Source organism: Corynebacterium sp. TAE3-ERU30, from assembly GCF_019209925.1.
Lineage (GTDB): Bacteria > Actinomycetota > Actinomycetes > Mycobacteriales > Mycobacteriaceae > Corynebacterium > Corynebacterium megadyptis.
Window position 1 is genome coordinate 97,994 of the sequence record NZ_JAHUTO010000002.1, and the last position, 22,164, is coordinate 120,157.

Annotated in this window: 19 protein-coding genes; 7 read left to right on the forward strand and 12 right to left on the reverse strand. The window is 62.9% G+C overall.

Going from position 1 to position 22,164, the window contains the following annotated elements; genetic code table 11:
• Position 1 precedes the first annotated feature (1 nt).
• Both KR227_RS03465 and ilvD read left to right on the forward strand, forming a co-directional pair.
• Positions 2-619: a PH domain-containing protein gene (locus KR227_RS03465; protein ID WP_218363745.1), complete on the forward strand. Its 618-nt coding sequence runs from the start codon at positions 2-4 to the stop codon at positions 617-619.
• Between the two features lie 488 nt (positions 620-1,107).
• Positions 1,108-2,952, forward strand: a complete 1,845-nt coding sequence (gene ilvD, locus KR227_RS03470) for a dihydroxy-acid dehydratase (protein ID WP_218363746.1) — start codon at positions 1,108-1,110, stop codon at positions 2,950-2,952.
• Between the two features lie 132 nt (positions 2,953-3,084).
• Here ilvD and KR227_RS03475 read toward each other — a convergent pair whose 3' ends face one another.
• On the reverse strand, positions 3,085-4,530 hold the full coding sequence (locus tag KR227_RS03475) for a DoxX family membrane protein (protein WP_218363747.1): 1,446 nt from the start codon (positions 4,528-4,530) through the stop codon (positions 3,085-3,087).
• 86 nt (positions 4,531-4,616) lie between these two features.
• Entirely contained in the window at positions 4,617-5,495 is an 879-nt protein-coding gene (locus KR227_RS03480) for a LysR family transcriptional regulator ArgP (RefSeq protein ID WP_218363748.1), read from the reverse strand.
• A gap of 70 nt (positions 5,496-5,565) precedes the next feature.
• Here KR227_RS03480 and KR227_RS03485 point away from each other — a divergent pair, with 70 nt between their 5' ends.
• A complete protein-coding gene (locus tag KR227_RS03485) occupies positions 5,566-6,363 on the forward strand; it encodes a LysE family transporter (RefSeq protein WP_218363749.1) in 798 nt (265 codons plus the stop codon).
• Positions 6,364-6,468: 105 nt separating this feature from the next.
• Here KR227_RS03485 and mgrA read toward each other — a convergent pair whose 3' ends face one another.
• Positions 6,469-7,563 carry an L-glyceraldehyde 3-phosphate reductase gene (gene mgrA, locus KR227_RS03490; protein ID WP_218363750.1) on the reverse strand — a complete coding sequence of 365 codons (1,095 nt, stop codon included), beginning with the start codon at positions 7,561-7,563 and terminating at the stop codon, positions 6,469-6,471.
• 81 nt (positions 7,564-7,644) lie between these two features.
• Here mgrA and KR227_RS03495 point away from each other — a divergent pair, with 81 nt between their 5' ends.
• Positions 7,645-9,003, forward strand: coding sequence for a M20/M25/M40 family metallo-hydrolase (locus KR227_RS03495; protein ID WP_218363751.1), 1,359 nt, complete (start codon positions 7,645-7,647; stop codon positions 9,001-9,003).
• 153 nt (positions 9,004-9,156) lie between these two features.
• Here the strand turns inward: KR227_RS03495 and KR227_RS03500 are convergent, their stop codons facing one another.
• From KR227_RS03500 to KR227_RS03515, 4 genes are all read right to left on the reverse strand, one after another.
• Complete coding sequence (locus tag KR227_RS03500) at positions 9,157-10,542, reverse strand: HNH endonuclease signature motif containing protein (RefSeq protein WP_218363752.1); 1,386 nt, start codon at positions 10,540-10,542, stop codon at positions 9,157-9,159.
• 323 nt (positions 10,543-10,865) lie between these two features.
• Positions 10,866-12,371: an Asp-tRNA(Asn)/Glu-tRNA(Gln) amidotransferase subunit GatB gene (gatB, locus tag KR227_RS03505; RefSeq protein ID WP_218363753.1), complete on the reverse strand. Its 1,506-nt coding sequence runs from the start codon at positions 12,369-12,371 to the stop codon at positions 10,866-10,868.
• A 64-nt stretch (positions 12,372-12,435) separates the two neighbouring features.
• Positions 12,436-13,467: a 6-phosphofructokinase gene (locus tag KR227_RS03510; protein WP_218363754.1), complete on the reverse strand. Its 1,032-nt coding sequence runs from the start codon at positions 13,465-13,467 to the stop codon at positions 12,436-12,438.
• 28 nt (positions 13,468-13,495) lie between these two features.
• Positions 13,496-14,995 (reverse strand): DHA2 family efflux MFS transporter permease subunit, encoded by a 1,500-nt coding sequence (locus tag KR227_RS03515; protein ID WP_255549086.1) that lies wholly within the window; start codon positions 14,993-14,995, stop codon positions 13,496-13,498.
• A 160-nt stretch (positions 14,996-15,155) separates the two neighbouring features.
• On the opposite strand from KR227_RS03515, the gene KR227_RS03520 reads away from it, so the two are divergent.
• Positions 15,156-15,470 (forward strand): hypothetical protein, encoded by a 315-nt coding sequence (locus KR227_RS03520; protein ID WP_218363755.1) that lies wholly within the window; start codon positions 15,156-15,158, stop codon positions 15,468-15,470.
• A 174-nt stretch (positions 15,471-15,644) separates the two neighbouring features.
• Here the strand turns inward: KR227_RS03520 and thpR are convergent, their stop codons facing one another.
• The 3 genes from thpR to gatC all read right to left on the reverse strand — a co-directional run bounded on the left by thpR (position 15,645) and on the right by gatC (position 18,239).
• Positions 15,645-16,229: an RNA 2',3'-cyclic phosphodiesterase gene (thpR, locus tag KR227_RS03525; protein WP_218363756.1), complete on the reverse strand. Its 585-nt coding sequence runs from the start codon at positions 16,227-16,229 to the stop codon at positions 15,645-15,647.
• 213 nt (positions 16,230-16,442) lie between these two features.
• On the reverse strand, positions 16,443-17,927 hold the full coding sequence (gene gatA, locus KR227_RS03530; protein ID WP_218363757.1) for an Asp-tRNA(Asn)/Glu-tRNA(Gln) amidotransferase subunit GatA: 1,485 nt from the start codon (positions 17,925-17,927) through the stop codon (positions 16,443-16,445).
• An 18-nt stretch (positions 17,928-17,945) separates the two neighbouring features.
• Positions 17,946-18,239, reverse strand: coding sequence for an Asp-tRNA(Asn)/Glu-tRNA(Gln) amidotransferase subunit GatC (gene gatC / locus KR227_RS03535; protein WP_151529985.1), 294 nt, complete (start codon positions 18,237-18,239; stop codon positions 17,946-17,948).
• A gap of 145 nt (positions 18,240-18,384) precedes the next feature.
• On the opposite strand from gatC, the gene KR227_RS03540 reads away from it, so the two are divergent.
• On the forward strand, positions 18,385-19,041 hold the full coding sequence (locus tag KR227_RS03540) for an amino acid-binding ACT domain protein (protein WP_218363758.1): 657 nt from the start codon (positions 18,385-18,387) through the stop codon (positions 19,039-19,041).
• On the opposite strand, the gene ligA is transcribed toward KR227_RS03540, so the two are convergent.
• Positions 19,013-21,046 (reverse strand): NAD-dependent DNA ligase LigA, encoded by a 2,034-nt coding sequence (gene ligA, locus KR227_RS03545; RefSeq protein ID WP_218363759.1) that lies wholly within the window; start codon positions 21,044-21,046, stop codon positions 19,013-19,015. The two genes, KR227_RS03540 and ligA, sit on opposite strands and share 29 nt — an antisense overlap.
• Positions 21,047-21,188: 142 nt before the next feature.
• Here ligA and KR227_RS03550 point away from each other — a divergent pair, with 142 nt between their 5' ends.
• Entirely contained in the window at positions 21,189-21,860 is a 672-nt protein-coding gene (locus KR227_RS03550) for a 3'-5' exonuclease (RefSeq protein ID WP_218363760.1), read from the forward strand.
• Positions 21,861-21,889: 29 nt separating this feature from the next.
• Here KR227_RS03550 and KR227_RS03555 read toward each other — a convergent pair whose 3' ends face one another.
• Positions 21,890-22,048, reverse strand: a complete 159-nt coding sequence (locus KR227_RS03555; protein ID WP_192796162.1) for a hypothetical protein — start codon at positions 22,046-22,048, stop codon at positions 21,890-21,892.
• Positions 22,049-22,164 lie beyond the last annotated feature (116 nt).

Below are 22,164 nucleotides of genomic sequence, written 5' to 3' on the forward strand. Positions count from 1 at the left end.
TATGAACTCACGCCCCGGACACTCAGATAAGCCCGCACGATCCTCCCGCGCCCGCAGCACAGACGCCGCAGGCCGAGCCGATACTGCCCGCTCGAGTACCCGGGATGGTGCTGCCAAACGAAGCGACGAGATCGTCACCACCTTCCGCCCCGACCGCAGCCACATCCTCGCGGCCGTCATCATGATCCTCATCGCCCTGGTAGGCGTGGCCTACCAGCCGTTGCTTCTCGGCTGGATCCTGCTACTGCCGCTGATCTTCATCTATTACGTCCTAAAGTCCGCCACGCTGGTGGGGCCGGCGGGCATCACCATCTCCCCCGCCTTTGGCTCCTCCACAACCGTGCCCTGGGACAACATCGACGGCGTGGAGTTTTCCGGGGCCAAAGCCCTGCTGCGCACCTCCGACTCCCAGAAGCACCGCATGCCGGGCGTGACCTTCAATTCCCTGCCCAAACTGGAAGCCGCCTCCCAAGGCCGTATCCCCGACCCCATCACCCAAGGGCGCGACGCCGCCGCAGAGAAGGTCGAAGTGGTCCATAGAGATGGGCGCAGCGAACTTCGCGAGAAAAAGCCCGAGCGGGACGCCTCCACAGAACAGAAGGACAAGCCTCAAGACTAGACTGAGGTGCGGCTGCTGTGGGGCGGTGAGCTGGTGTAGCTGCTGTGGTGCGATGGCGCGGTGCGGTGAGCTGGTGCGGCGCTGTGGCGGCGGTGATCGATGGGGCGAGCACACCGTCGCTCGCGCGTATATCCGTCTCATCCTCCCCCGCCGATTGTCCGCATACTACGAGCGGCCCCCACCGGCGGCATAACTTCCCAGGGCGCACACGTGCTGTGGATGCTACTACGCATCAGCCTGACTCCCCCGCACACACCCTGCCGCCGGCTGCGGTATTCGTGGTGGAAAAACACGCCGCTGGCCCTCGTTCTGCGGTTGAGAAAAGCAGCGTCGCAGCGTCGATAAGCTGCATAAATCCGATAAAACAGCCGAGCACTCTCGCGCAACCTGGGGCGCTAAAGCTGCCCCCGTCACTAATTTTTCAGGCCTGACCCTCTACTCTGTAGCGTAGTCACCCATCAATCGTCATTTTCGGAAGTGTTCACCTTATGATTCCCCTTCGCTCACGTGTGACAACTGTCGGCCGCAATGCCGCCGGGGCGCGCGCCCTCTGGCAAGCAACTGGCACCAAACCGGAGGATTTCGGCAAGCCCATCGTGGCCATCGCCAACTCCTATACTCAGTTCGTTCCAGGGCATGTGCACCTGAAGAATGTCGGCGATATCGTGGCCGATGCAGTGCGCGCCGCTGGGGGTGTGCCGAAGGAGTTCAACACCATCGCCGTCGACGACGGCATCGCCATGGGCCACAATGGCATGCTCTACTCGCTGCCCTCGCGCGAAATCATCGCCGACTCGGTGGAGTACATGGTCAACGCCCACACCGCCGACGCCCTGGTCTGTATCTCTAACTGCGACAAGATCACCCCAGGCATGCTCAACGCGGCGCTGCGATTGAACATCCCCACCATTTTTGTCTCCGGTGGCCCCATGGAATCGGGCGAGGCGATTGTGGTTGATGGCGTCGCCAAGCGCGGATCCGATCTGGTGGACGCGATCTCCGCCTCCGCCAATGACACCGTCGATGATCACCACCTCGAGCAAATCAGCAATTCTGCCTGCCCCACCTGCGGGTCCTGCTCCGGTATGTTCACCGCCAACTCGATGAACTGCCTCACCGAAGCCCTCGGGCTGAGCCTGCCGGGCAATGGCTCCACCTTGGCCACCCACGCCTACCGGCGCCGCCTCTTCGAGCGGGCCGGGCAGCGCATCGTGGAGATCGCCCACCGCTACTACGCAGAAGAGGACGACTCCGTGTTGCCGCGCGCCATCGCCAACCGCGATGCCTTCACCAACGCCATGACACTGGACGTGGCCATGGGCGGTTCCACCAACACGGTGCTGCACATTCTGGCCGCCGCCATCGAGGGCGAGATCGACTTCACCCTCGACGATATCGACGCGATCTCGCGGCGCACCCCGTGCCTGTCCAAGGTGGCCCCCAATTCCGACTACTTCATGGAAGACGTGCACCGGGCCGGCGGCATCCCCGCCATCTTGGGCGAGCTCTACCGCGGTGGCCTGCTTAAGGAGACCGTCCACTCGGTGCACTCCGATTCCCTGGCCGACTACATCGCCCACTGGGATATTCGCGCCGAGAATCCGAGCGAAGAAGCAATGGATCTCTTCCACGCTGCTCCCGGCGAGGTACGTACTACGCAGCCGTTCTCCACCTCGAACCGCTGGGAAAGCCTCGACACCGACGCCGCCGGCGGATGCATCCGCGACGTCGAGCACGCCTATACCGCCGAAGGTGGCCTGTGCGTGCTGCGGGGCAACATCGCCGAGGACGGCGCCATTTTGAAAACCGCCGGTATTTCCGAGGAGCAATTCCACTTTGAAGGCACCGCCCGCGTCGTGGAGTCCCAGGAAGAGGCGGTGTCTGTGATCCTGAACAAGGTGCTGCAGCCCGGCGAAGTCCTCTTCGTCACCTACGAAGGCCCCGCCGGCGGCCCCGGCATGCAGGAAATGCTGCACCCCACGGCGTTCATCAAGGGCGCCGGCTTGGGCAAAAAGTGCGCGCTCGTCACCGATGGTCGCTTCTCCGGCGGCTCCTCCGGGCTGTCCATCGGCCACGTCTCGCCCGAAGCCGCCGCCGGCGGCACCATCGGCCTCGTGCGCACCGGAGACCCCATACTTATCGACGTCGCCTCGCGGACGCTGCACGCCGATATCTCCGAGGATGAACTCGCCGCGCGCCGCGAAGAGGAAAACTCCCGCGAGAACCCCTTCACTCCACACCAGGACCGCCCCCGCGCAGTGAGCAAGGCGCTCAAAGCCTATGCCGCCATGGCGTCCTCGGCAGATAAGGGAGCTGTGCGCATCGTCGACTAGGGCTAGCGGGCGCTATATCGCGGCCGTGTCGGTTGCGGAGTAGAAGGCGTCGATAAGCGCTGTGCGTAGTGCGCAAAATAAGAAAGGGGCTGGTCTGTGACGACCAGCCCCTTTCGGTTATGTGTTGCGGCGCTAATTCAGCGGATTAACTCCGGCGCCAAACCACCACAGTGCAACGGCGGCCGCGCCACCAACAAGCACCCACAGCCACGAGCTCAGCAAGGGGCGGTGCGCCCACGAGCGGTTGAAGTCGAGCGATAGCTTGCCCGGGCCGGTGAACTGGAGGGCAAGTACTGCGAGAATCATGACTACGCAGAAGAGCACCTCGCCCGACCAATTCAACGGATTCACACCCGCATTGAGTACATCGATCTGGTGCAGCGCAGACAACAACGTGGCGACAATACCCACGGCCGCAGCGACCGGGGTCAAGAGACCAAGCAGCAAGAACACACCGGCGAGCAGCTGCAGACTGGGCTGAACAACCGATAGCAGCCACGGCATCGCGTAGCCGCTGAACTCGTTTTCCAACCCAGACAGACCCTCGGAGTCGCCGAGCTGGAAGAAAGTCTTCACCCCGGCGAGGATCAGCAATGCGCCCACGCCTACGCGGAGCAGGAAGATACCGAAGTCCAGGGTGCCACGGCGGTGGTCCAGCGCCGGGTCATAGGGCTGTTCGGCATCATCGGCCGGCTCCGCCATGTCGCCCTCGACCCACTGGGGGCCGGCGGCCGGTGCTGCAGCCACGCCGGATGCTGCGGCCACGCCCGGCGCTTGTGCGTAGTCCGCGTCATAATCCGCCTCGCCTGCCGGCTGAGGGCGCTGAAGAGCCACAGTCTCCTCTGCGGCCGGGCGGGTCGGCTCGGGGCGCGGGGGTTGGCGTCGTTCCGAGCCAGGCTGGGCCGCGGGTGCCGGCGTGCTTTCAGGCTCCGTGGCGCGAGTGTCGCGAGCGCTAGTCGGCGCATCCGATGCGAGCGGACGAGAACGCTCGGGATGCTTGTCCGAGGCGGCCTGAGCAGAGGCAGCGGCCGCGGCGGCTGCGCCGGCGCGGGGCATCACGACAGTTTCGTTGCTGTCCTCTTCGCGACTAGGGGTGCTACTACGCACCGGAGCAGCACCGCGCTCGGGTGCGTCGTTCGCGGGCTGTGTTGCAGGCTCTGCAGGTTCTGCAGCGCGCGCTTGCTCAGGCTGGCCGGCCTGGCCGCGGGGTGGAATAGCCTGCGGTGCTGCACGGCCAGTGCGTTCGTAAATACTGCCCGCCGTGGGGCGCTTGCCAGACTTCTTCGGCTCGGGCGTGGAACTCTGCTGCGTAGTAGCAGAGGACTGCTTCTTCGAGTGAGCCTCGTCGCGCGCACTCGCTGCGGGCTCGCTAGCCGCAGGCTTATCGGATGTACGACGCGACTCCGAAGCCTTGGCGTCCTTGGAATCCCGGCGCGCATCGGCCTTGGAGTCCTTGGAATCCCGGCGCGCATCGGCCGAGCCCGCGGAATCCTTGGGGTTGTAAGTGGGGATTTCGGTGTCCTCGCCGAAGTCGTCGGCACGGGCCTTGTCGGGGCGGGGGTTCTCAGGCTTGGTCATGCAGCTCAGCGTATAGCGCCGAGCTGGTGAAACGAAGGATTTCCTCACCGGCGTGCCGTGAGTGTGAGGGAACCTTTACAGGATTGTTATTGCTCGAGGGCGGTGGCGGCGTCCAGGACAGCGTCGCTGAGCGCACCCAGGATGGGTGATTCGAGGCGCCAGTGCTGCCAATAGAGGTGGACTTCTTCGACGCTGTCATCAAGCAGGACCACGTCGCCGCTGTCGAGGAGGGGGCGTAGTTGCGTCTCGGGAAGAAGGCCCCAGCCGAGGCCGACGCGGGCTGCGTAGACGAAATCTTCCGATGAGGGGATCCAGGAGATGCTGCGGTGGCGGCCGTCTTCGCCACTGCGTAGTCGCCCAAGCAGGTCGTGTTCTTGGAGCTCGTCATTGGGGCCGTAGCGCAGCGCGGGCATCGAGGCCCAGTCGAGGCTGCCGTCGGGGCGGGTGTAGGTGTCGAGGAGCCGGGGATGCGCGGCCGCGCGATAGCGCATGACGCCGAGATAGTGGGATTCACAGCCGGAGACGGCCTCGGCTTCGCGGGTGACGGCGCCGAGGACGTCACCGCGGCGCAAGAGGTTGCGGGAATGGGATTCGTCTTCGATGCGTAGTCGCAATGACGCGCTATTCCAGGAGGCGACGTCGGCAAGCACCGGCCGAAACCAGGTGGAGAGTGAGTCGGCGTTAATGGCGATGGCTAGGGGCACGCGGCCGAGTCGCCCGCGTAGTTGGGCGTTGGTTTCGGCCTGCAGCAGTGCCATGCGGCGGCCCGCCTGGACGAGGATTTCTCCTGCCTCGGTGGCGCGGACGGGGTTGGCGCGTTTGAGCAGTACCCGCCCGATCGTGTTTTCCAGCGCTTTGATTCGCTGGCTGACCGCCGAGGGGCTGATGCCGAGCCGTGAGGCGGCTGCTTCGAAGCTGCCTTCATCGACGACGGCGAGGAGCGTGTTCAGCTTGACGTTGTCCATGAAGCAATTTTAACGCAGGTGAAGAATACTTAATTTTCCTTCACGCGTGGAGTGCAAGAATATTGAGTACGTGATTGCACTGAATGGCTTTTTCGTTGGATTGTCCCTGATCATCGCGATCGGACCGCAGAACGCGCTCCTGCTCAAACAAGGTGTTAAAGGAGTCGCCGTGGGCGCGGTCGTCGCCGTCTGCCTCCTCTCCGACATTCTGCTCATTCTGGGCGGCACCGCTGGAATGGGCGTGCTCGTCGAGAAGGCCCCCACCGCGCTCGTCGCCCTGAAGTGGGCTGGGGTGGTGTATCTCAGCTACTTTGCCTACACCTGTTTCCGAGATTCGCTCGCTCCGAAGGCAGGCGCACTACGCACCACGGATGTACGCGATCCCGAAGAGATGGATCTGCGTGGCGAGGATGCTACTACGCACAACACCCCCGAGATCATCGCCGAGGCAGGCGCACTCCAGGACACCTCTTTCCGCCGCACCGACATCGGCGAAGAGCACAGCGATCACGGCAGTGGCTACGTCTCCGGCGGCAGTGTTGCCACCAAGCGCCGCAGTCGCATCACTACCTCCGAAAAACCGTGGCTCAGGCCGGTTATCGCCGCGCTGGTGTTCACCTGGTTCAACCCGGCCGCCTATATCGACACGCTGGTCATGCTGGGCGGGCTCGCCAACCAATTCGGCCCCGTCGGCCGTTGGGAATTTTCCGCCGGTGCCCTGGCAGCAAGCGTGTTGTGGTTTCCCACCATCGGTTTCGGTGCGCGTGCGCTAGCCCGGCCGCTGTCGAAGCCACAGAATTGGCGCCGACTCAACTTCGCCATCGGCATTGTCATGGTGATCATCACGGTGCGATTGGCCTTGCACTAGCGTGTGAAGCGCATGCGAGGTGGCGTCGACAAGCATTATCGACGCCACCTCGCGTTTTTCAACCCGATGGCTCGTGGCCGCGTGGTTGCTCGCTCTTCTGCGTAGTTACTTTTTCTTCGACGCGGTCGCCCCGGCCCAAATATTGATTCCGGCATCATCGGAGGCCTCGTCGATGGCGGCCAGCTCGGCGTCTGTGAAGTCCAGATTATCCAGAGCCGCCACGTTGTGGCGCAGCTGTTGCGCAGACGATGCACCCACCAGGGCCGAGGCCACAGTCAGCTCACCGAAATCACCTTGCTCGCGCAATACCCAGGCGATGGCCATTTGGGCGAGGCTTTGCCCGCGCTCGCGCGCAATGTCGTCCAGGGCCCGCACCATGGATAGATTGCTCTCGGAGAGCATGCTTTCGCCAAAAGAGCCCTTCTCGGCCGCGCGGGAATCGGCGGGCACGCCGTCGAGATAGCGGTCGGTCAGTAGTCCCTGAGCCAGCGGCGAGAAAGCAATCACCCCGAGCCCGTTGTCGGCAGCGGATTCAAGCAGGGACTCGCCGTCCTCGCCGGGTTCTTCGACCCAGCGGTTCACAATCGAATAGCTCGGCTGATGGATCAGCAGCGGGCAGCCTTCCTCCTGCATGATCGAGGCTGCTTCTGCCGTCAGCTCTGGCCCATAGGAAGAAATACCCACATAGAGCGCTTTTCCGGAGGCGACAATATCGCGCAGGGCATACATCGTCTCCTCCAACGGTGTATCCGGATCGGGGCGATGGTGGTAAAAGATGTCCACGTAATCCACTCCCAACCGGTCTAGCGATTGATCCAGCGAGGACATCAAGTACTTGCGCGAGCCACCAAACCCGTAGGGGCCGGGCCACATGTTCCACCCTGCCTTCGAGCTGATGATCATCTCATCACGATGCCCTGCGAAGTCGCTACGCAGAATCTCGCCGAAGTTGCGCTCCGCGGAGCCTGCGGGCGGCCCGTAGTTGTTGGCGAGGTCGAAGTGTGTGACGCCAAGATCAAAGGCACTACGCACAATATCTCGCTGCACATCGAGACGACGGTCATCGCCGAAGTTATGCCACAACCCGAGCGAGAGGGGCGGCAATTTTAGGCCTGAATTACCCACCCGGCGATAGTTCATGGACTCGTAACGGTCCGGCGCGGGTTGATAGGACTGGGGTGCTTCTACTGTGAATGACATGCTCCCAGTGTGCCTGCGACAGTGGCGATCGTGCTACTACGAAACAGAGCCTCTCCCCCATTGCCGCTGCTAGCCCATAATATGGGGAAGATGACTACGCATCAGCTCTACGACTCCACTCTTGACCTACTTCGCGCACTGATCCGCAACGCGTGCGTCAACGATTTCACTCCCGGCTCGGGCAACGAGAAGCGTACCGCCGAGACCCTCCGTGAGTTCTTCTCCGATGCTCCGGCCGAGGTTCGTGAGCGCCTCTCAATTGAAAGCATTGAGCCCAGCCCAGGTCGCACCACTCTCATCGTTACTGCCGCCCCAGCCAAAGATGAGGGGCTCGCCCCTCTTACCTTCTTCGGCCACACCGACGTCGTTGTCGTCGACGAACAGCACTGGACCAAACCCTGCTTCGACGCGGTGATCGAAGACGGCAAGATCTACGGCCGGGGCGCAGTAGACATGTTGTTCATCACTGCAGTGCAAGCTGTTGTGACTAAATGGGCTGCCGCACAGAATCATCTTCGCCGCCCAATCCAATTTGCTGCTCTCGCCGATGAAGAGGCACGCGGTGGACTCGGTGCGGGTTGGATCGCCGAGAACCAACCCGATGCCCTTTCTTTTGATCATTGCCTCGGTGAGACCGGCGGTGGGCACATCGTGCTCAATGGCACGTCGCGCTGCGTAGTAGTCAACGCCGGCGAGAAAGGAGCTGCCCAGCGACGTATTCACTTCACCGGAGATCCTGGGCACGCATCGACTCCGTGGGGAACAACAATGACCACGGGCATCCTGGGCGAAGTCACCACCCGGCTAGCCGCATTGTCTATCCCTTCTGATCAACCCCTCTGGGAGCCGTTCGTCCGTGCCTTTGGTTTCGATCCCGAGACTGAGCGGGCATTTCTTGCCCACGAGACGGACGATTACAGCCCGTTCGGCGAGATGTCCCGCTTCGCCCATGCAATCTCCCACACCACTGTCGCTCCCACAGTTGTTCGTGCCGGCGGCCCCATCAATGTTCTTCCCTCATCTGGGTATGTGGATCTGGATATCCGCCCCACACCAGGCATGACCCAAGACGATGTGGATGCCTATCTTCTCGAAGCCATTGGCGAGCTGCGTAGTCACTGCCGCATCGAACGGCTGATCTGCGAAGATGCCACAGTATCCCCCACCGATTCACCGCTCTACGACGCGATCAGCGCAACTTTGGCCGAGCTCTTCCCCGAGGAACAGGTTCTGCCCATCATTGCTTCAGGGGGTTCAGACTTACGCTTCGCCCGTAAAATGGGCGGCGTCGGCTATGGCTTTGCAGCACATGCTACGGGGCGCACGCTCGGCGAAGTCCAGGCCCAGCTGCACGCCCACGACGAGCACCTGCATCTCGAAGACCTGGAACTGACTCTCCGGGCATACCTGGGAGTAACTGAACGCTTCGCAAGCGACTAAGCCCCGCGCGCCTTAACGACGCCGCCCGCACGGTGTACACCCACCTCGCAAAGCCGTCTCCTCTCCTCGCCCGCCCCACCTCCTAGGGGCTCCCTGGGTGGAGTTCTCGCGTGGCGTGGTGCAACGCTAACTCTGAGCGTCGGTGGCGGTGTCCTAGCTGTGATAGGCACACGGCTCGGGCCAAGGCTGGGCCCGCACTTTTGCACCAGGTGCTTGCTGCGCTGCCACGGAGTCGTTGACGTGGACTTCTGGGCTGGATTCTGCGGCGTGTGCCCCGCGGGTCGCACCTACTCGCCCCGTCTTGGGGTCCCGCGCTGCATGATGTTTGCTGTGGTGGGCGCGGGTGTCATCGTTGTCGCTGTGGTGGATGCGACAAAGACAGGTGAGATTCTCAATATCCGTCGCCCCACCCTGCGCATAGGGCTCGATATGGTGAATTTCGCATTTGGAAATGGGCGTCGAGCACCCAGGATGTGAGCACACATTCTGCGCCGCAGCCAAGGCAATGCGCTGAAAAATATTGGCGCAGCGCTCGAATCTTCCCAACCGAAGAACATCGCCAGTATGCGGATCATGGACTGCAAGGAATCCGTATTTTTTCATGCCGAGCGCCATGACTTGCTCAGTGGTCAACGGAATACCTGTGTTGGTGGGGTGCTCGATACCGGCATTGGCGTAATCGCAGTGGGTGAAATCTTTCGGCGAAATGCACACCACCAGTGTGCTGTCTGCATTCCCTGTGCCGCGTTTAATGACGGCGCTAAACGCCTCTTCGTAGCGTTGGTGATAAGAACGCTGATCCCCCTTGGGGCGAGGCTTTCTCATTTCTCGATCGACCTGATCTGTGAGGACTGCCGCCGCATCGGGCGCAATACGCCCGAATATCCCCACATTGCCATCGGTTCCGGGTTTGGTGATAGTTAAGCGTCGAGAAGCGGCGCTATCACGGTCAGCCTCAGGTAGCGAACTATTGACCCGGCGCACGCGCAGAATCAGCAGTTCACGGGTGTCATCATAGGAATGCTCGGCGCCATAGCTGATTGCCTCGAGGCGAATCGATTCGCGAATGCGCGCATCTTTCGTGCGTAATCCAGCCAAACTCGTTTCAATAAGCCGGCGCATATCGGCGCTCAACCGGTGTCGCCGCAGCTTATCGACGCTCAAAGCCCGCAACTGGCGAGCCTCTTCAACGCGCTGCGCCGTCTCGTGAGCCGGCTCATCCTCCGGCGGTGCGTCCTTTATCGGCCCATACAACCGTGCCGCCTGGGTAGACACATTCGAGGCCCGCGTTTTCGACCACCCCAGGGTGTCTTGTAAAAACCGCACGGGCTTTTTCGTACCAGCCACAGCAACAGCCTTCTCGCTTCGGACGCGGTGCGCGAGCAAAACATCAGTGTGGGCTTTCAGGTCTTGAAGCTGCTCCAATCTCTGATAGGTGGCTATAACGTGGTCGAACTCCTCCACCCCTGATTCCAATTCTTCGGTGAGACGAAGCAAAAAGGCCTCGTACTGGCTAATTTCATCGATAAGTGCGGTCATCGTGTGTCCCCCATGGCAACAATGCTCGTCGTTGTGTGTGTTGACAGCACTGTGACAAATCCGCGCCCCCTCCGCCACGCTTTCGCCCCGCCACGCGACTGACTTGTGGATTGCGCGAAATTTATGCACAGCCTAGGACGATGGTTGTGCGGTCATCGACGCTTTCGGGTAGGCACTACGCATCAGAGCGCACACAGGGAAAACACGCCGCCACCGCTGATGCGTAGTCCCTTTTACCCACACACCAATCCACCCACGCTGCGCGCACGAAAAAAGCCGGCAGCACCTCTCGCGAGGTCGCTGCCGGCAGCTCTGCTGCGTAGTTACTGTAGCTTCGAAGCGATGAGCTGGTTGACTACCGCCGGGTCGGCCTTGCCGCGGGTAGCCTTCATCACGGCGCCGACGATGGCACCGGTGACCTTTTTGTTGCCGGCCTTGTACTTTTCCACGATGTCAGGGTTGGCAGCCAGGGCCTCGTCGACGGCCTTCTCGATGGTGCCGTCGTCGCGCATGACTTCCAGGCCGCGCTGGGACACAACCTCGGAGACGCTGCCCTCGCCGGCGAGCACGCCATCAACGGCCTGGCGGGCGAGCTTGTTGGTGAGCTTGCCCTCGTTGATCATACCCACAACTTCGGCGACCTGCTCGGGGGTGATGGCCAGCTGCTCAAGATCGACCTCGAGCTCATTGGCCTTTTGGGACAGATAGGACACCCACCACGAACGGGCTTCAGCAGAGGTGGTGCCCGCATCCATGGTGGCGACGATGAGATCGAGGGCGCCTGCGTTCACCAGATCACGCATGGCGGCATCCGATAGCTCCCATTCCTCCTGCAAGCGCGCCCGACGCACCCACGGCAGCTCCGGCAACGTCGCGCGGATCTCCTCTACCCACTCGCGCGGTGCAACCACCGGCGGCAGGTCAGGGTCATTGAAGTAGCGGTAGTCATCGGCGGTTTCCTTGCGGCGACCCTGCGTGGTCGTGCCATCAGTTTCCTGATAGTGGCGAGTCTCCTGGCGGATCGAGCCCCCATCCTGCAGCACCGCAGCCTGGCGCTGCATCTCGAAGCGCACGGCCTGTTCCACGGACCGCACCGAGTTGATGTTTTTGGTCTCGGTGCGGGTGCCGAACTCGCTTTGCCCGATGGGGCGCAGGGACAGGTTGGCGTCACAACGCATAGAGCCCTGGTCCATGCGAGCATCGGAGACCCCAAGGGCCTTGACGAGATCACGCAGCGCAGACACATAGGCGCGGGCCACCTCAGGGGTGCGGGCACCGGCGCCTTCAATCGGCTTGGTCACGATCTCAATAAGCGGCACACCGGCTCGGTTGCAATCAACCAGCGAGGAGGTAGCGCCCTGGAGGCGTCCGTCGGCGCCGCCGATGTGGGTCAGCTTGGCGGTATCTTCCTCCATATGAGCGCGCTCGATCTCGACGCGGAACACCTCGCCATCATCGAGCACCACATCGAGGTAGCCGTCATAGGCGATCGGCTCATCGTACTGCGAGATCTGGTAATTCTTCGGCTGGTCCGGATAGAAGTAGTTCTTGCGGGCGAAGCGCGAGGACTCCGCGATCGAACAATTCAACGCCAAGCCAATCTTGATCGCCCATTCCACGCCCTTGGCATTAACTACCGGCAGCGCCCCGGGCAGGCCCAAGCTCACCGGATCCACATTCGAGTTCGGGGTGTCTCCGAAATGCGCGGAGCTCGCCGAGAACATTTTGGTCTCTGTCGACAGCTCCACATGCACCTCAAGCCCCATCACGGGATCGTAGGTGGCGAGGACATCCTCGAAGTCCATCAGGTCAAAATCCGCTTGCGTCATAGCACCCCATAATAGTTCATGGCCCGCACGGAGATATCCATGCGGGCCATGATCCTTCTACTCTTTAGCCAAACAGCGCCTGAGCAGTGCGGTAGCGTCCCTCGGGCACGCTCTTCAGCTTGCCCACAGCAACATCGAGATCCACCAGCTCGATGTGCTCACCGCGCAACGCCACCGACTTGCCGAAGTCGCCAGTGTGGCAGGCGCGGGCGGCGTGCACGCCATAGCGGGTGGCGAGCACACGGTCGAAAGCAGTCGGGGTGCCGCCGCGCTGGATATGCCCCAGCACGGTGGTGCGCACATCCTGGCCGAGGCGCTTTTTGATCTCCTCGCCGATGACCTGGCCGATACCATTGAAGGTCTTGTGGCCGAACTGGTCTTCCTCGCCCTCATCGAAGTCCATGGTGCCCTCCTTGGGCAGCGCTCCCTCGGCGACGACGATAATGCCGTATTTCTCGCCCATCTGGAAGCGGCGTTCCATGCGCTTACAAATGTCATTGATGTCGAAGGGATGCTCCGGAACCACGATGTAGTGGGCGCCGCCGGCCATGCCGGCGTGCAAGGCAATCCAGCCCACGTGGCGGCCCATGACCTCCACGATCATCACGCGGTTATGGGATTCAGCGGTGGTGTGGAGACGGTCGATGGCATCGGTGGCCACAGACACTGCGGTGTCGAAACCGAAGGTGTAGTCCGTGCCATTGACGTCATTGTCAATGGTTTTCGGCACACCCACCACGGGGATGCCGTTATCGGAGAGCCACTTCGCGCCCTTGAGAGTTCCCTCGCCGCCGATCGGAATCAGGGCGTCAATGCCCGCATCCTCCAGGTTCGCCTTGACTTGATCGATCCCCTCGCGGAACTGGTTCGGGTGCAAACGGCCGGTACCCAAAATGGTGCCGCCGCGCAGCAGGATGCGGTCAATACTCTCGTCGTCATAGAGCTGGGTGCGGCGATCCTCAAGCAGGCCCACCCAGCCGTCTTGGTATCCCACCACCGTGGAACCATACTCGGCGGTCGCAGTACGAACGATACCGCGGATAACAGCATTCAGGCCGGGGCAGTCGCCACCAGAAGTCAGAGTCGCAATACGCATGCGTTTCAGTCTAGTCCTTATCTTTGTGTTATGCCCGATCGGACAGCGTATTTTCCGGTTTCGGAAACGTGTATTTGCTTACAGTCACTAATCCACAGATCATCGCCAGCATCGGCAAGGACATCGCGAGCGCCACGCTCGTCGATAGCACCGCCCCCACAGCGGCGGCGCCGATCACCGAACCAAGCTGACGCGTAGTGTTATACACCCCCGAGCCCGCACCGGAGAGCTCCGGGGTCAGCTCCCGCATGGTCGCCACCGAGTTGGGGGCCCACACGAACGCGCTCGCCACACCGAAAAGAGTGAGCGGGATCATCAGCAGCAGCGGGGCGGCGTCGATAAGCATCAGCCCCGTCATCGCCCCAAGCACAAGCACGCAGCCGCCGAAACCCACCAGCGACATCGTGCGCGGATGCACCCGGTCGGACATGCGCCCTGTCACCGGGGCGAGCACGAAGGCCACAAGCGCCATCGGGATCAGCAGGAAACTGGCCTGCTGGGCGCTCATCCCGTGGGTGGACTGCAGAAACAGCATCACCGGCAGCATCATCGAGTTCACACAAAAGCCCATCATGGCGATCGAGAACGCCCCGATCGAGAAGTTGCGGTAGCCGAAAATCTGCAGCGGAACCAGGGGGTCGCGCTGGGCGCGGGCGGCGCGGCGTTGCAGCGCGATGAATGCTACTACGCATAAGAGCGCCAGGGCGAACAACACCCACACCACTGGTGCGTAGTGGAGGGCAGGCCCCTGCTGCACCGCGAAGACCAACGCGAACATACCGATCATGCTGATCGCCACGCTCGCGAGATCAATCCGCCGCGCCACCCGCTCCAGTGCGGGCACCCAGGCCCACACCAACACAATCGAGACCACACCGATGGGCACATTGACGAAGAAAATCCACTGCCATCCGAAACGGGACACCAGCAGCCCGCCGAGCAGCGGGCCGGCGAGGTTCGCCAAACCCGCCACCGCACCCCACACGCCCATGGCGGCGCCGCGGCGATGACGCGGAAAGATCCGGTTAATCACACTCATCGTTTGCGGGGTCAATAGCGCCGCACCAATGCCCTGCACCGCCCGGGCGATGATCAGCGCATGCACCGACTGCGACAACCCGCACGCCAGCGAGGACAGCGTAAACACCGCCATGCCCACCATGTAGACCTCGCGCTGCCCATACCGATCTCCTAGGCGCCCGGTCACCAAAAGCGGCACCGCAAAACACAGCAGATAGCTACTGGTCACCCACACCACTTCGGTAAGCGTCGCATCGAGCTGCGCATATAGCTGCGGGGTCGCCACCGCCACGATGGTCTGATCCAGCAGAATCATAAAGAAACCGATGCACAGCGCCGCCAGCGCTTTCCACTGCGGCCGGAGACTCTCCTGCTCCATCGGCGCCGTGGGCCTCTGACCAGGCCGCGCGGCATCAGCGCTTGTCGACGCCATCTCGGGGCCAGCAGCCGCAGCAGACCGCGCCCGAGCCGCGCAGGTATCCCGTGCGGGAAAACGAGGAGTAGACATGGCACGCCAGTCTACTCCGATGCCCCTGCTCCCCCGCCGGCCCCATCGCGCCAGCCCAGACTCGTTAGTCTCACGGTGCTACTACGCAACAGAGTGGCTCACCCCCGATCGCCGCCTCGGTTCACCCCACCGGCTGCTGTCGCGGGCTACGATAGCCGGTATGAACCTGAAAAAAGCTGAGAACGTCAATACTGCCGCCATGGTCACCGTCGGCCTGATCGGTGGCTGGCTCACCGCCCGGGAAACCTTGATCCGCCCCCTTGGCGGGGCTGTCCTTGCTGCCGCCGGCGGCTATGCGGCCCGAAGCTGGTACAAGAAGAGCGGCGGTGTGGTCGCTACCGGGCTGACCGGACTCTACGTTGCTGGTTTCGGCCTCTCCCACCCGTTGGCGAAGAAGATCGGCGCATGGCCTGCCGTGCTGTCTGTCACCGCCGCCACCGCTGGCGCTGCTTGGGCGCTCAACGATAACGCCTAACACCGCTTTTCACCGCACATCCCACGCGCCACGGCCCATGCCTCAAGTCAGGCATGTCCAGCTGCGGCGCGTGGTTTTTTTTCTGTGGGCGCCCCTCGCCCCGCCGCCAGCGCCCCACTACCCGCAGTCACCTCGCCGCGCGCTTACGGTCACGCCGACTATCTGTCTCCTTCATCACTGGGCGAGCGGAATGCTTCCCACACGGCGATGCAGCGCGCCGCCACGTGGGCCCGCCCCCAGCTCGGAGACCAGCACGTCTACCCGATCCACGAGGAAGCTGGGACCCGCATAGAGCGCACAATCCTGGGCGATTTCTGCAGTAAGCGATACAGCGGGCGTCTTCTCTGGCCCGCCTCGATGAGCCTGTGTTCGCCCCCGCCGCATGCGAGCCACCGTGAGATGCGGGCGCGGGGTGATATGGTCCGGTTCGATTCCAGGCAGCACGCACCGCCGCATGCACTCGGTCATCTCGCGTCTGCCGTCTCCCACCCCGATCCACAGATAGCGGCCGTGGAACTCCCCCGCCCCGCGCAGCGACAACCGAAACGCCGGTGTGTCCCGAAGCGACTCCGCCAGGTGCTGCTGCACCGTGTCGATACTCCCGCTGGGCATCTCGCCATAGAACTGGCACGTGATATGCCAACTGCACGGCTCGCTCCACCGCAGCTGCCCCGCCGCGGAGAGACTACGCAGCGCAGCGGCCAGATGATCGCGGGCGGGCGCACTGGGATACACCGCGCTGAATAGTCGCACACTCATACCCCTCAGCGTAGCGTTTTCACCAGCGCTTTTCGACGCCACCAGCCGCCGAATATCGGTGCGCAAGCCCGATCGAGAGCGCCATGGGGCAGCCTCATGTAGGCACGCAGTGCTCTACTGCGTAGTAGCAGAAGGCGCGGCGCACCTGGTGTCGCAGGTGTGCCGCGCCGTATCAGTAGCGCCAACCGGAACATCGGCCGGCGCAAGAACTACTTAAGAACGCCCAGCCTCGAAGGCGGCGCCGACTGTGTAAAGGCGGTCGTCGCAGAAGGCGGGTGCCATCAGCTGGAGGCCGACGGGAAGGCCGCTGTCAGAAGCCATGCCGGCGGGAACCGACATACCGGCCAGGCCTGCCAGGTTCAAGGGCAGGGTGAAGAGGTCGAAGTTGTACATGGCCAGCGGGTCGTCGATCTTGTCGCCCAGTTTGAAGGCGGTGGTCGGGGTGACGGGGCCGGCGATGACGTCGACGGTTTCGAAGGCGCGAGCGAAGTCGCGGGCGATCATGGTGCGCACGCGCTGGGCCTGCAGGTAGTAGGCGTCGTAGTAGCCCACCGAGAGGGTGTAGGTGCCGAGAATGATGCGGCGTTTGACCTCGTCGCCGAAGCCGGCGGCGCGGGACATGGCCATGACGTCGTTGGCGGAGTGGGTGCCATCGTCGCCGGTGCGTAGTCCGTAGCGCATGCCGTCGAAGCGCGCCAGGTTGGAGGAGATCTCCGAGGTTTGGATCAGGTAGTAGGCGTTGAGCGCGTGGTCGAAGCTGGGGCAATCCACCTCGACGATCGTTGCTCCCTGCTGCTTGAGCTGCTCGAGGGAGGCGTCGATGGTCTCGAGAACACCGGTTTGGTAGCCATCACGGATGAACTGCTTGGGGCAGCCCACGGTCACGCCGCTGAGGTCGCCGTGGGCGCCCTTGGTGGCGGCGTCGACCACGGGGGCGACGGGCTTGTTCACGGAGGTGGCGTCGAAGGGGTCCTCGCCGGCGATGACTTCGTGCAGCAGCGCGGTGTCGAGCACGGTGCGGGCGGCGGGGCCGCCCTGGTCCAGGGAGGAGGCGCAGGCGATCAGGCCATAGCGCGAGACCGTGCCATAGGTGGGCTTCACGCCCACGGTGTTGGTCAGCGCGGCGGGCTGCCGGATCGAGCCGCCGGTGTCGGTGCCGATCGCCAGCGGGGCCTGCAACGATGCCAGTGCCGCCGCCGAACCGCCGCCGGAGCCACCTGGGGTGCGCTCGGTGTCATAGGGGTTGCGGGTGAGTTTATAGGCCGAGTTCTCGGTGGAGGAGCCCATAGCGAACTCGTCCATGTTGGTTTTTCCGAGAATCGGAATACCCGCCTCGCGCAGCTTGCGGGTCACCGTGGCGTCGTAGGGGCTCATATAGCCCTCAAGCATTTTCGAGCCCGCCGTGGTGGGGGCGTCGGTGGTAACGAAGACATCCTTCAGCGCCAAGGGAACACCGGCCAGGGCCGAGGCGGGCTGCTCGCCGCGGGCGAGAGACTCATCCACGGCATCGGCGGCCGCCAAGGCCTGCTCGGCGCCGACATGCAGATAGGCGCCGATATCTCCGTCGACCTCCGCAATGCGATCAAGGAAGGCCTGGGTGACCTCGCGGGACGATACCTCGCCGGAGTGGATCTTGGCGGCCAGGTCGGCGGCGCTGAGCGAGAGAAGTTCTACGCTCGATTCAACATAAGAGCTCATGTGGTTGCTATCCCTTCTCTATTCGCCCAAAATCCGCGGCACGGCAAAACGCTGCTCGGCCGAGTCGGGGGCCTGATCAAGTGCCTGCTCCGGGGTCAGCGAGGGCTTCACCACGTCCTCACGCATCCCCGTGGATACCGAGTGCGGGTGGCTCATCGGCTCGACGCCTTCGGTATCGACTTCCTGCACGGCCTCGACGTGATCAACAATATTGATGATCTGCGTGCCGAGGTGATCGAGCTCCTCGTCGCTTAGGGCTAGCCGGGCAAGGTCGGCCAAGTGGGCCACCTCGCTGCGAGAAATATCAGCCACGGTGAATTCGTCCTCCTCTTAGGGTTTCGCTGTAACTTCCCTAGCTTAACCTACGGCTACTACGCAGCAGAGTGCCCCGCCCCATGCGGCCCCACGACCCCCGCCTCCTGCCGCCTAGATCACAAAAGTCGCTACTATGAACGGTGTGTCCTACCTAATACGAGTCCTCCTGCCCGACGAACCCGGCAGTCTCGGCATGCTTGCTGAGGCGATCGGTGTCATTGGCGGCAATATCCAATCAGTGGATGTTGTGCACCAATTCGACAGCGGCACCGTTATGGATGACATCGTGGTGGATTTGCCTTCTGGCACTCTCCCAGACAGCATCGTCTCCGCCGCGCAGGAAATCCCCGGTGTGATCATCGATTCGCTGCGCCCCTTCTCGGGCGTGGTCGATCGCCGCGGCCAGATCAAGATGCTGGCTGCTGTCGCCGAAAACTCTAGGCGTATCGACGTAGCCATGAAAGAGCTTGTCGACGTCATCCCCCGCACCATGACCTCTGGGTGGGCCATTGTGCTCGGGCCCGCTGGGCGTGTGGCGGCCTCCACTGCCGCCCCGGAAGACGACGGTAATCTCCCGGAGATCAACGTCCATTCCGCCCGCCTGCTCGACCCCGAGAAAGAAACATGGGTCCCGGAACGCTGGGCGCTCTTGGATGCCTCGCTAGCGGTGGTGCCGCTGGGCGAGAGCGACTTACTGCTGGTGGTGGGCCGCCCCGGCGGCCCCGATTTCCTCTCCAGCGAGGTCGAGCACCTCGGCAACGTGGGCCACGTTATTGGCTCAATCCTAAAAGCTGCATAAAGCCCGCCTCGTCGAGGATCTCCAGGCCGAGATCGCGGGCCTTGGTTTCCTTCGAGCCGGCATTCTCCCCAGCCACCACATAGGTGGTCTTTTTCGATACCGAGGACGCCGCTTTGCCGCCGCGCGCGACAATGGCGTCCTTTGCTTCTTCGCGGGTGAAATTCTCCAGGGTGCCGGTGACCACGATGCTCATGCCCTCCAGCAGCTGCGGCAGCTCCGCCTGCTCGGAGATATCTTCCTCCATGGTCACCCCGCTCGCAGCCCAGGTGTCCACGATGGCCCGGTGCCAGTCCACCTGCCACCAGTCGGCGATCGATTCAGCAATCGTTTGGCCCACGCCCTCGACCTCAGCGATCTCGGTCAGGGGAGCGTCGAAAAGCGCTGGGATCGAGCCGAAATGCTGGGCGAGCGCACGAGCGGCGGTGGGGCCGACGTGGCGAATAGATAGCGCCACGAGCACCCGCCAGAGCTCCACCCCTGTCGAGGCAGCGAGATTATCCAGCAGTTTTTTGGCGCTCGCGTTGAGCGCGCCGGTGGAGGTGGTATACACCGCGGAGGCGCGCAGGTCCTCCTCGCTGAGATCGAAGAGCCGAGCTTCGTCGCGGAGAATCCCGCGGTCGATCAGATCCTGGGCGCCTTTCTCGCCGAGGGCCTCAATATCGAAGGCGCTCCGCGAGGCCAGATAGGACAGCCGGCCGGTGAGCTGCCCGCGGCACGAACGGGTATTGGGGCAGCGCCAATCAGCGTCATCGGCCTTCGCCGGGCGCAGTCGCGTGCCGCACTCGGGGCAAAGCGTGGGGAAGATATACTCCCGCTCGCTGCCATCGCGGGTATCGGCCACCGGGCCCAATACCTCCGGGATGATCTCGCCGGCCTTGCGAATCACCACGGTATCGCCGATGAGAACGCCCTTGCGGGCCACCTCCTCGGGGTTGTGCAGGGTGGCCATGCTCACCGTCGAACCGGCCACGAATACCGGATCCATCACCGCATACGGGGTGACTCGCCCGGTGCGGCCCACGCTCGCCCGAATATCGATGAGCGTCGTGGTTACTTCCTCCGGCGGGTACTTATAGGCGATCGCCCAGCGCGGCGCCCGGGATGTCGCGCCATAGTCGCGCTGCTGCTGCAGATCATTGACCTTCACCACCAAACCATCGAGCTCGAACACGGCGTCGTGCCGGTGCTTTTCCCAGTAATTGACCTGGGCGATGATCTCCTTCGTGCTGCTCGCCGTGGTGGTATAAGGCGAGGTCGGCAGCCCCCAGGCCGTCATCGCCTCATAGGCCTCGAGCTGGGAGGCGGGGCTAAAGCCCTCGCGGGCGCCGATACCGTGGCAGACCATGCGTAGTTTCCTACGCCGCACCGCCGCGGTGTCTTTTTGCCGCAGGCTCCCGGCGGCGGCGTTGCGCGGATTAGCGAAGGGCTTGCCGCCTTCTGCGATCCGCGCGGCATTGACATCGGCGAAGTCCTCAATGGCGATAAACACCTCGCCGCGGATCTCGACCAGCTCGGGCACCGGATACTCCGCGCTGTGCTGCAGCTGATGCGGAATGTCCTCGATCACCTTGGCATTGGCGGTGATATCTTCCCCCACCCGGCCATCGCCGCGCGTGGCAGCCCGCTCCAGCTGGCCCTGGCGATACACCAAGTCGATCGACAGGCCATCGATTTTCAGCTCTGTGAGGTACTCCGGCGCCGGAGTGCGCTCCAACCAGGCCTGCAGCTCATCGAGCGCGAACACATTGTCCAAGCTATACAGTCGCTCGAGGTGCGTGACATTGGCAAAGCTCGACGATTCCGACACCGGCGCGCCCACCTGCAGGGTCGGCGAGTCCGGCACCCGCAGCTCGGGGTGCTCGGCCTCCAGGGTCTCTAGCGCACGAAAAAGCTGATCAAACTCTGCATCCGAGATCTCTGGCTGCTGGTTGTAGTACTTCTCGCGGTGATGGCGCACAGTCGTCGCCATCTCGTCCCACTTTTTGCGCAGATCGTCTGTAGTCACAATCCGACAGTCTAGCGCGTGCCCACCCACAGGATTGTGGTGCTACTACGCATCAGAGTTGCGCGAGATGGCGTCGTCACGCGCCCTGCCCCAACCGCACGTGGCGACCGAGTGTCCGGTGCGCAGTTTAAGCTAAGTAACCATGAACCACTTCGATCCGCAGAACATGCTCACCTTCGACCTTGAGACCACCACCAACGACCCCATGGAGGCGCACATTGTCACCTCCGCGATCGTCTCCATCAAGGGGCGCTCGGTGGAGCCGCTGGAGCTGCTCGCCGATCCGGGCGTGCCGATTTCGGAAGCCGCGACGAAGGTGCACGGAATCAGCACCGACTATGCCCGCGAGCATGGCCGCCCGCACGATGAGGTGCTGCGTGAGACCATCGACCGGATCTATCAAGGCTGGTCCGATGGCCAAAGCCTGGTGGTCTTCAATGGCACCTTTGACCTGACGATTCTGCGCCAACGCTCCCAGGACTTCGTCATTAAAGGCCTAGTCTATGACCCGTATGTGATCGACAAAGCCAAGGATCCCTATCGCAAGGGCCGACGCACCCTGGGCAGCCTGTGCGAGTTTTATGGGGTGCGCCTCGACAACGCCCACGAAGCCACCGCCGATGCCCTCGCCGCGGCGCGCATCGCGTGGAAGCAGCTGCGCATGTGGCCCGAGCTGGCGCAAATGGACGCCGATGAGCTCATGGAACAGCAGGCCGTGTGGTACTACGAGTCGCAGTCGAGCCTGAAGAAATACTTCGAAAGCCGCGGCAAGGACTCCTCCACGGTCTCAACCGTGTGGCCCATGCGCGGCTAGCTACATGATCCGTGGGCGCGGCGGCGGGCTTAGAGAATAATCGCCGCCGCGATCACGGCTAGGAAAATCACAGATACGATGATGCCGATGATGGTGCTGGAGCGATCGTCTCCAGTAAAGTCCGGCAAGCCGTATTTGTTTTTAGGGAGCGAATCCGGATCCAGCTCCTCGCCTTCTTCTCGGCGCACGACGTTTCTCCTTGGATCGGCAGGTGATCGATGCGCTGCTAATCCTAGCTCACCGAACCGCATCCGAGTTCTCCCCCGCCTGCGCAACGCTTATCGACGCCATCTCGCCACCACAC

Coding starts and splice junctions, on each gene's coding strand:
- KR227_RS03480 (WP_218363748.1), bottom strand. CDS start 5,495: ATGGACAACGTCAAGCTGAACACGCTCCTCGCCGTCGTCGATGAAGGC.
- thpR (WP_218363756.1), bottom strand. CDS start 16,229: ATGAGTGTGCGACTATTCAGCGCGGTGTATCCCAGTGCGCCCGCCCGC.
- ilvD (WP_218363746.1), top strand. CDS start 1,108: ATGATTCCCCTTCGCTCACGTGTGACAACTGTCGGCCGCAATGCCGCC.
- KR227_RS03495 (WP_218363751.1), top strand. CDS start 7,645: ATGGGGAAGATGACTACGCATCAGCTCTACGACTCCACTCTTGACCTA.
- KR227_RS03520 (WP_218363755.1), top strand. CDS start 15,156: ATGAACCTGAAAAAAGCTGAGAACGTCAATACTGCCGCCATGGTCACC.
- KR227_RS03550 (WP_218363760.1), top strand. CDS start 21,189: ATGAACCACTTCGATCCGCAGAACATGCTCACCTTCGACCTTGAGACC.
- KR227_RS03465 (WP_218363745.1), top strand. CDS start 2: ATGAACTCACGCCCCGGACACTCAGATAAGCCCGCACGATCCTCCCGC.
- KR227_RS03510 (WP_218363754.1), bottom strand. CDS start 13,467: ATGCGTATTGCGACTCTGACTTCTGGTGGCGACTGCCCCGGCCTGAAT.
- gatB (WP_218363753.1), bottom strand. CDS start 12,371: ATGACGCAAGCGGATTTTGACCTGATGGACTTCGAGGATGTCCTCGCC.
- KR227_RS03515 (WP_255549086.1), bottom strand. CDS start 14,995: ATGTCTACTCCTCGTTTTCCCGCACGGGATACCTGCGCGGCTCGGGCG.
- KR227_RS03500 (WP_218363752.1), bottom strand. CDS start 10,542: ATGACCGCACTTATCGATGAAATTAGCCAGTACGAGGCCTTTTTGCTT.
- KR227_RS03475 (WP_218363747.1), bottom strand. CDS start 4,530: ATGACCAAGCCTGAGAACCCCCGCCCCGACAAGGCCCGTGCCGACGAC.
- mgrA (WP_218363750.1), bottom strand. CDS start 7,563: ATGTCATTCACAGTAGAAGCACCCCAGTCCTATCAACCCGCGCCGGAC.
- gatA (WP_218363757.1), bottom strand. CDS start 17,927: ATGAGCTCTTATGTTGAATCGAGCGTAGAACTTCTCTCGCTCAGCGCC.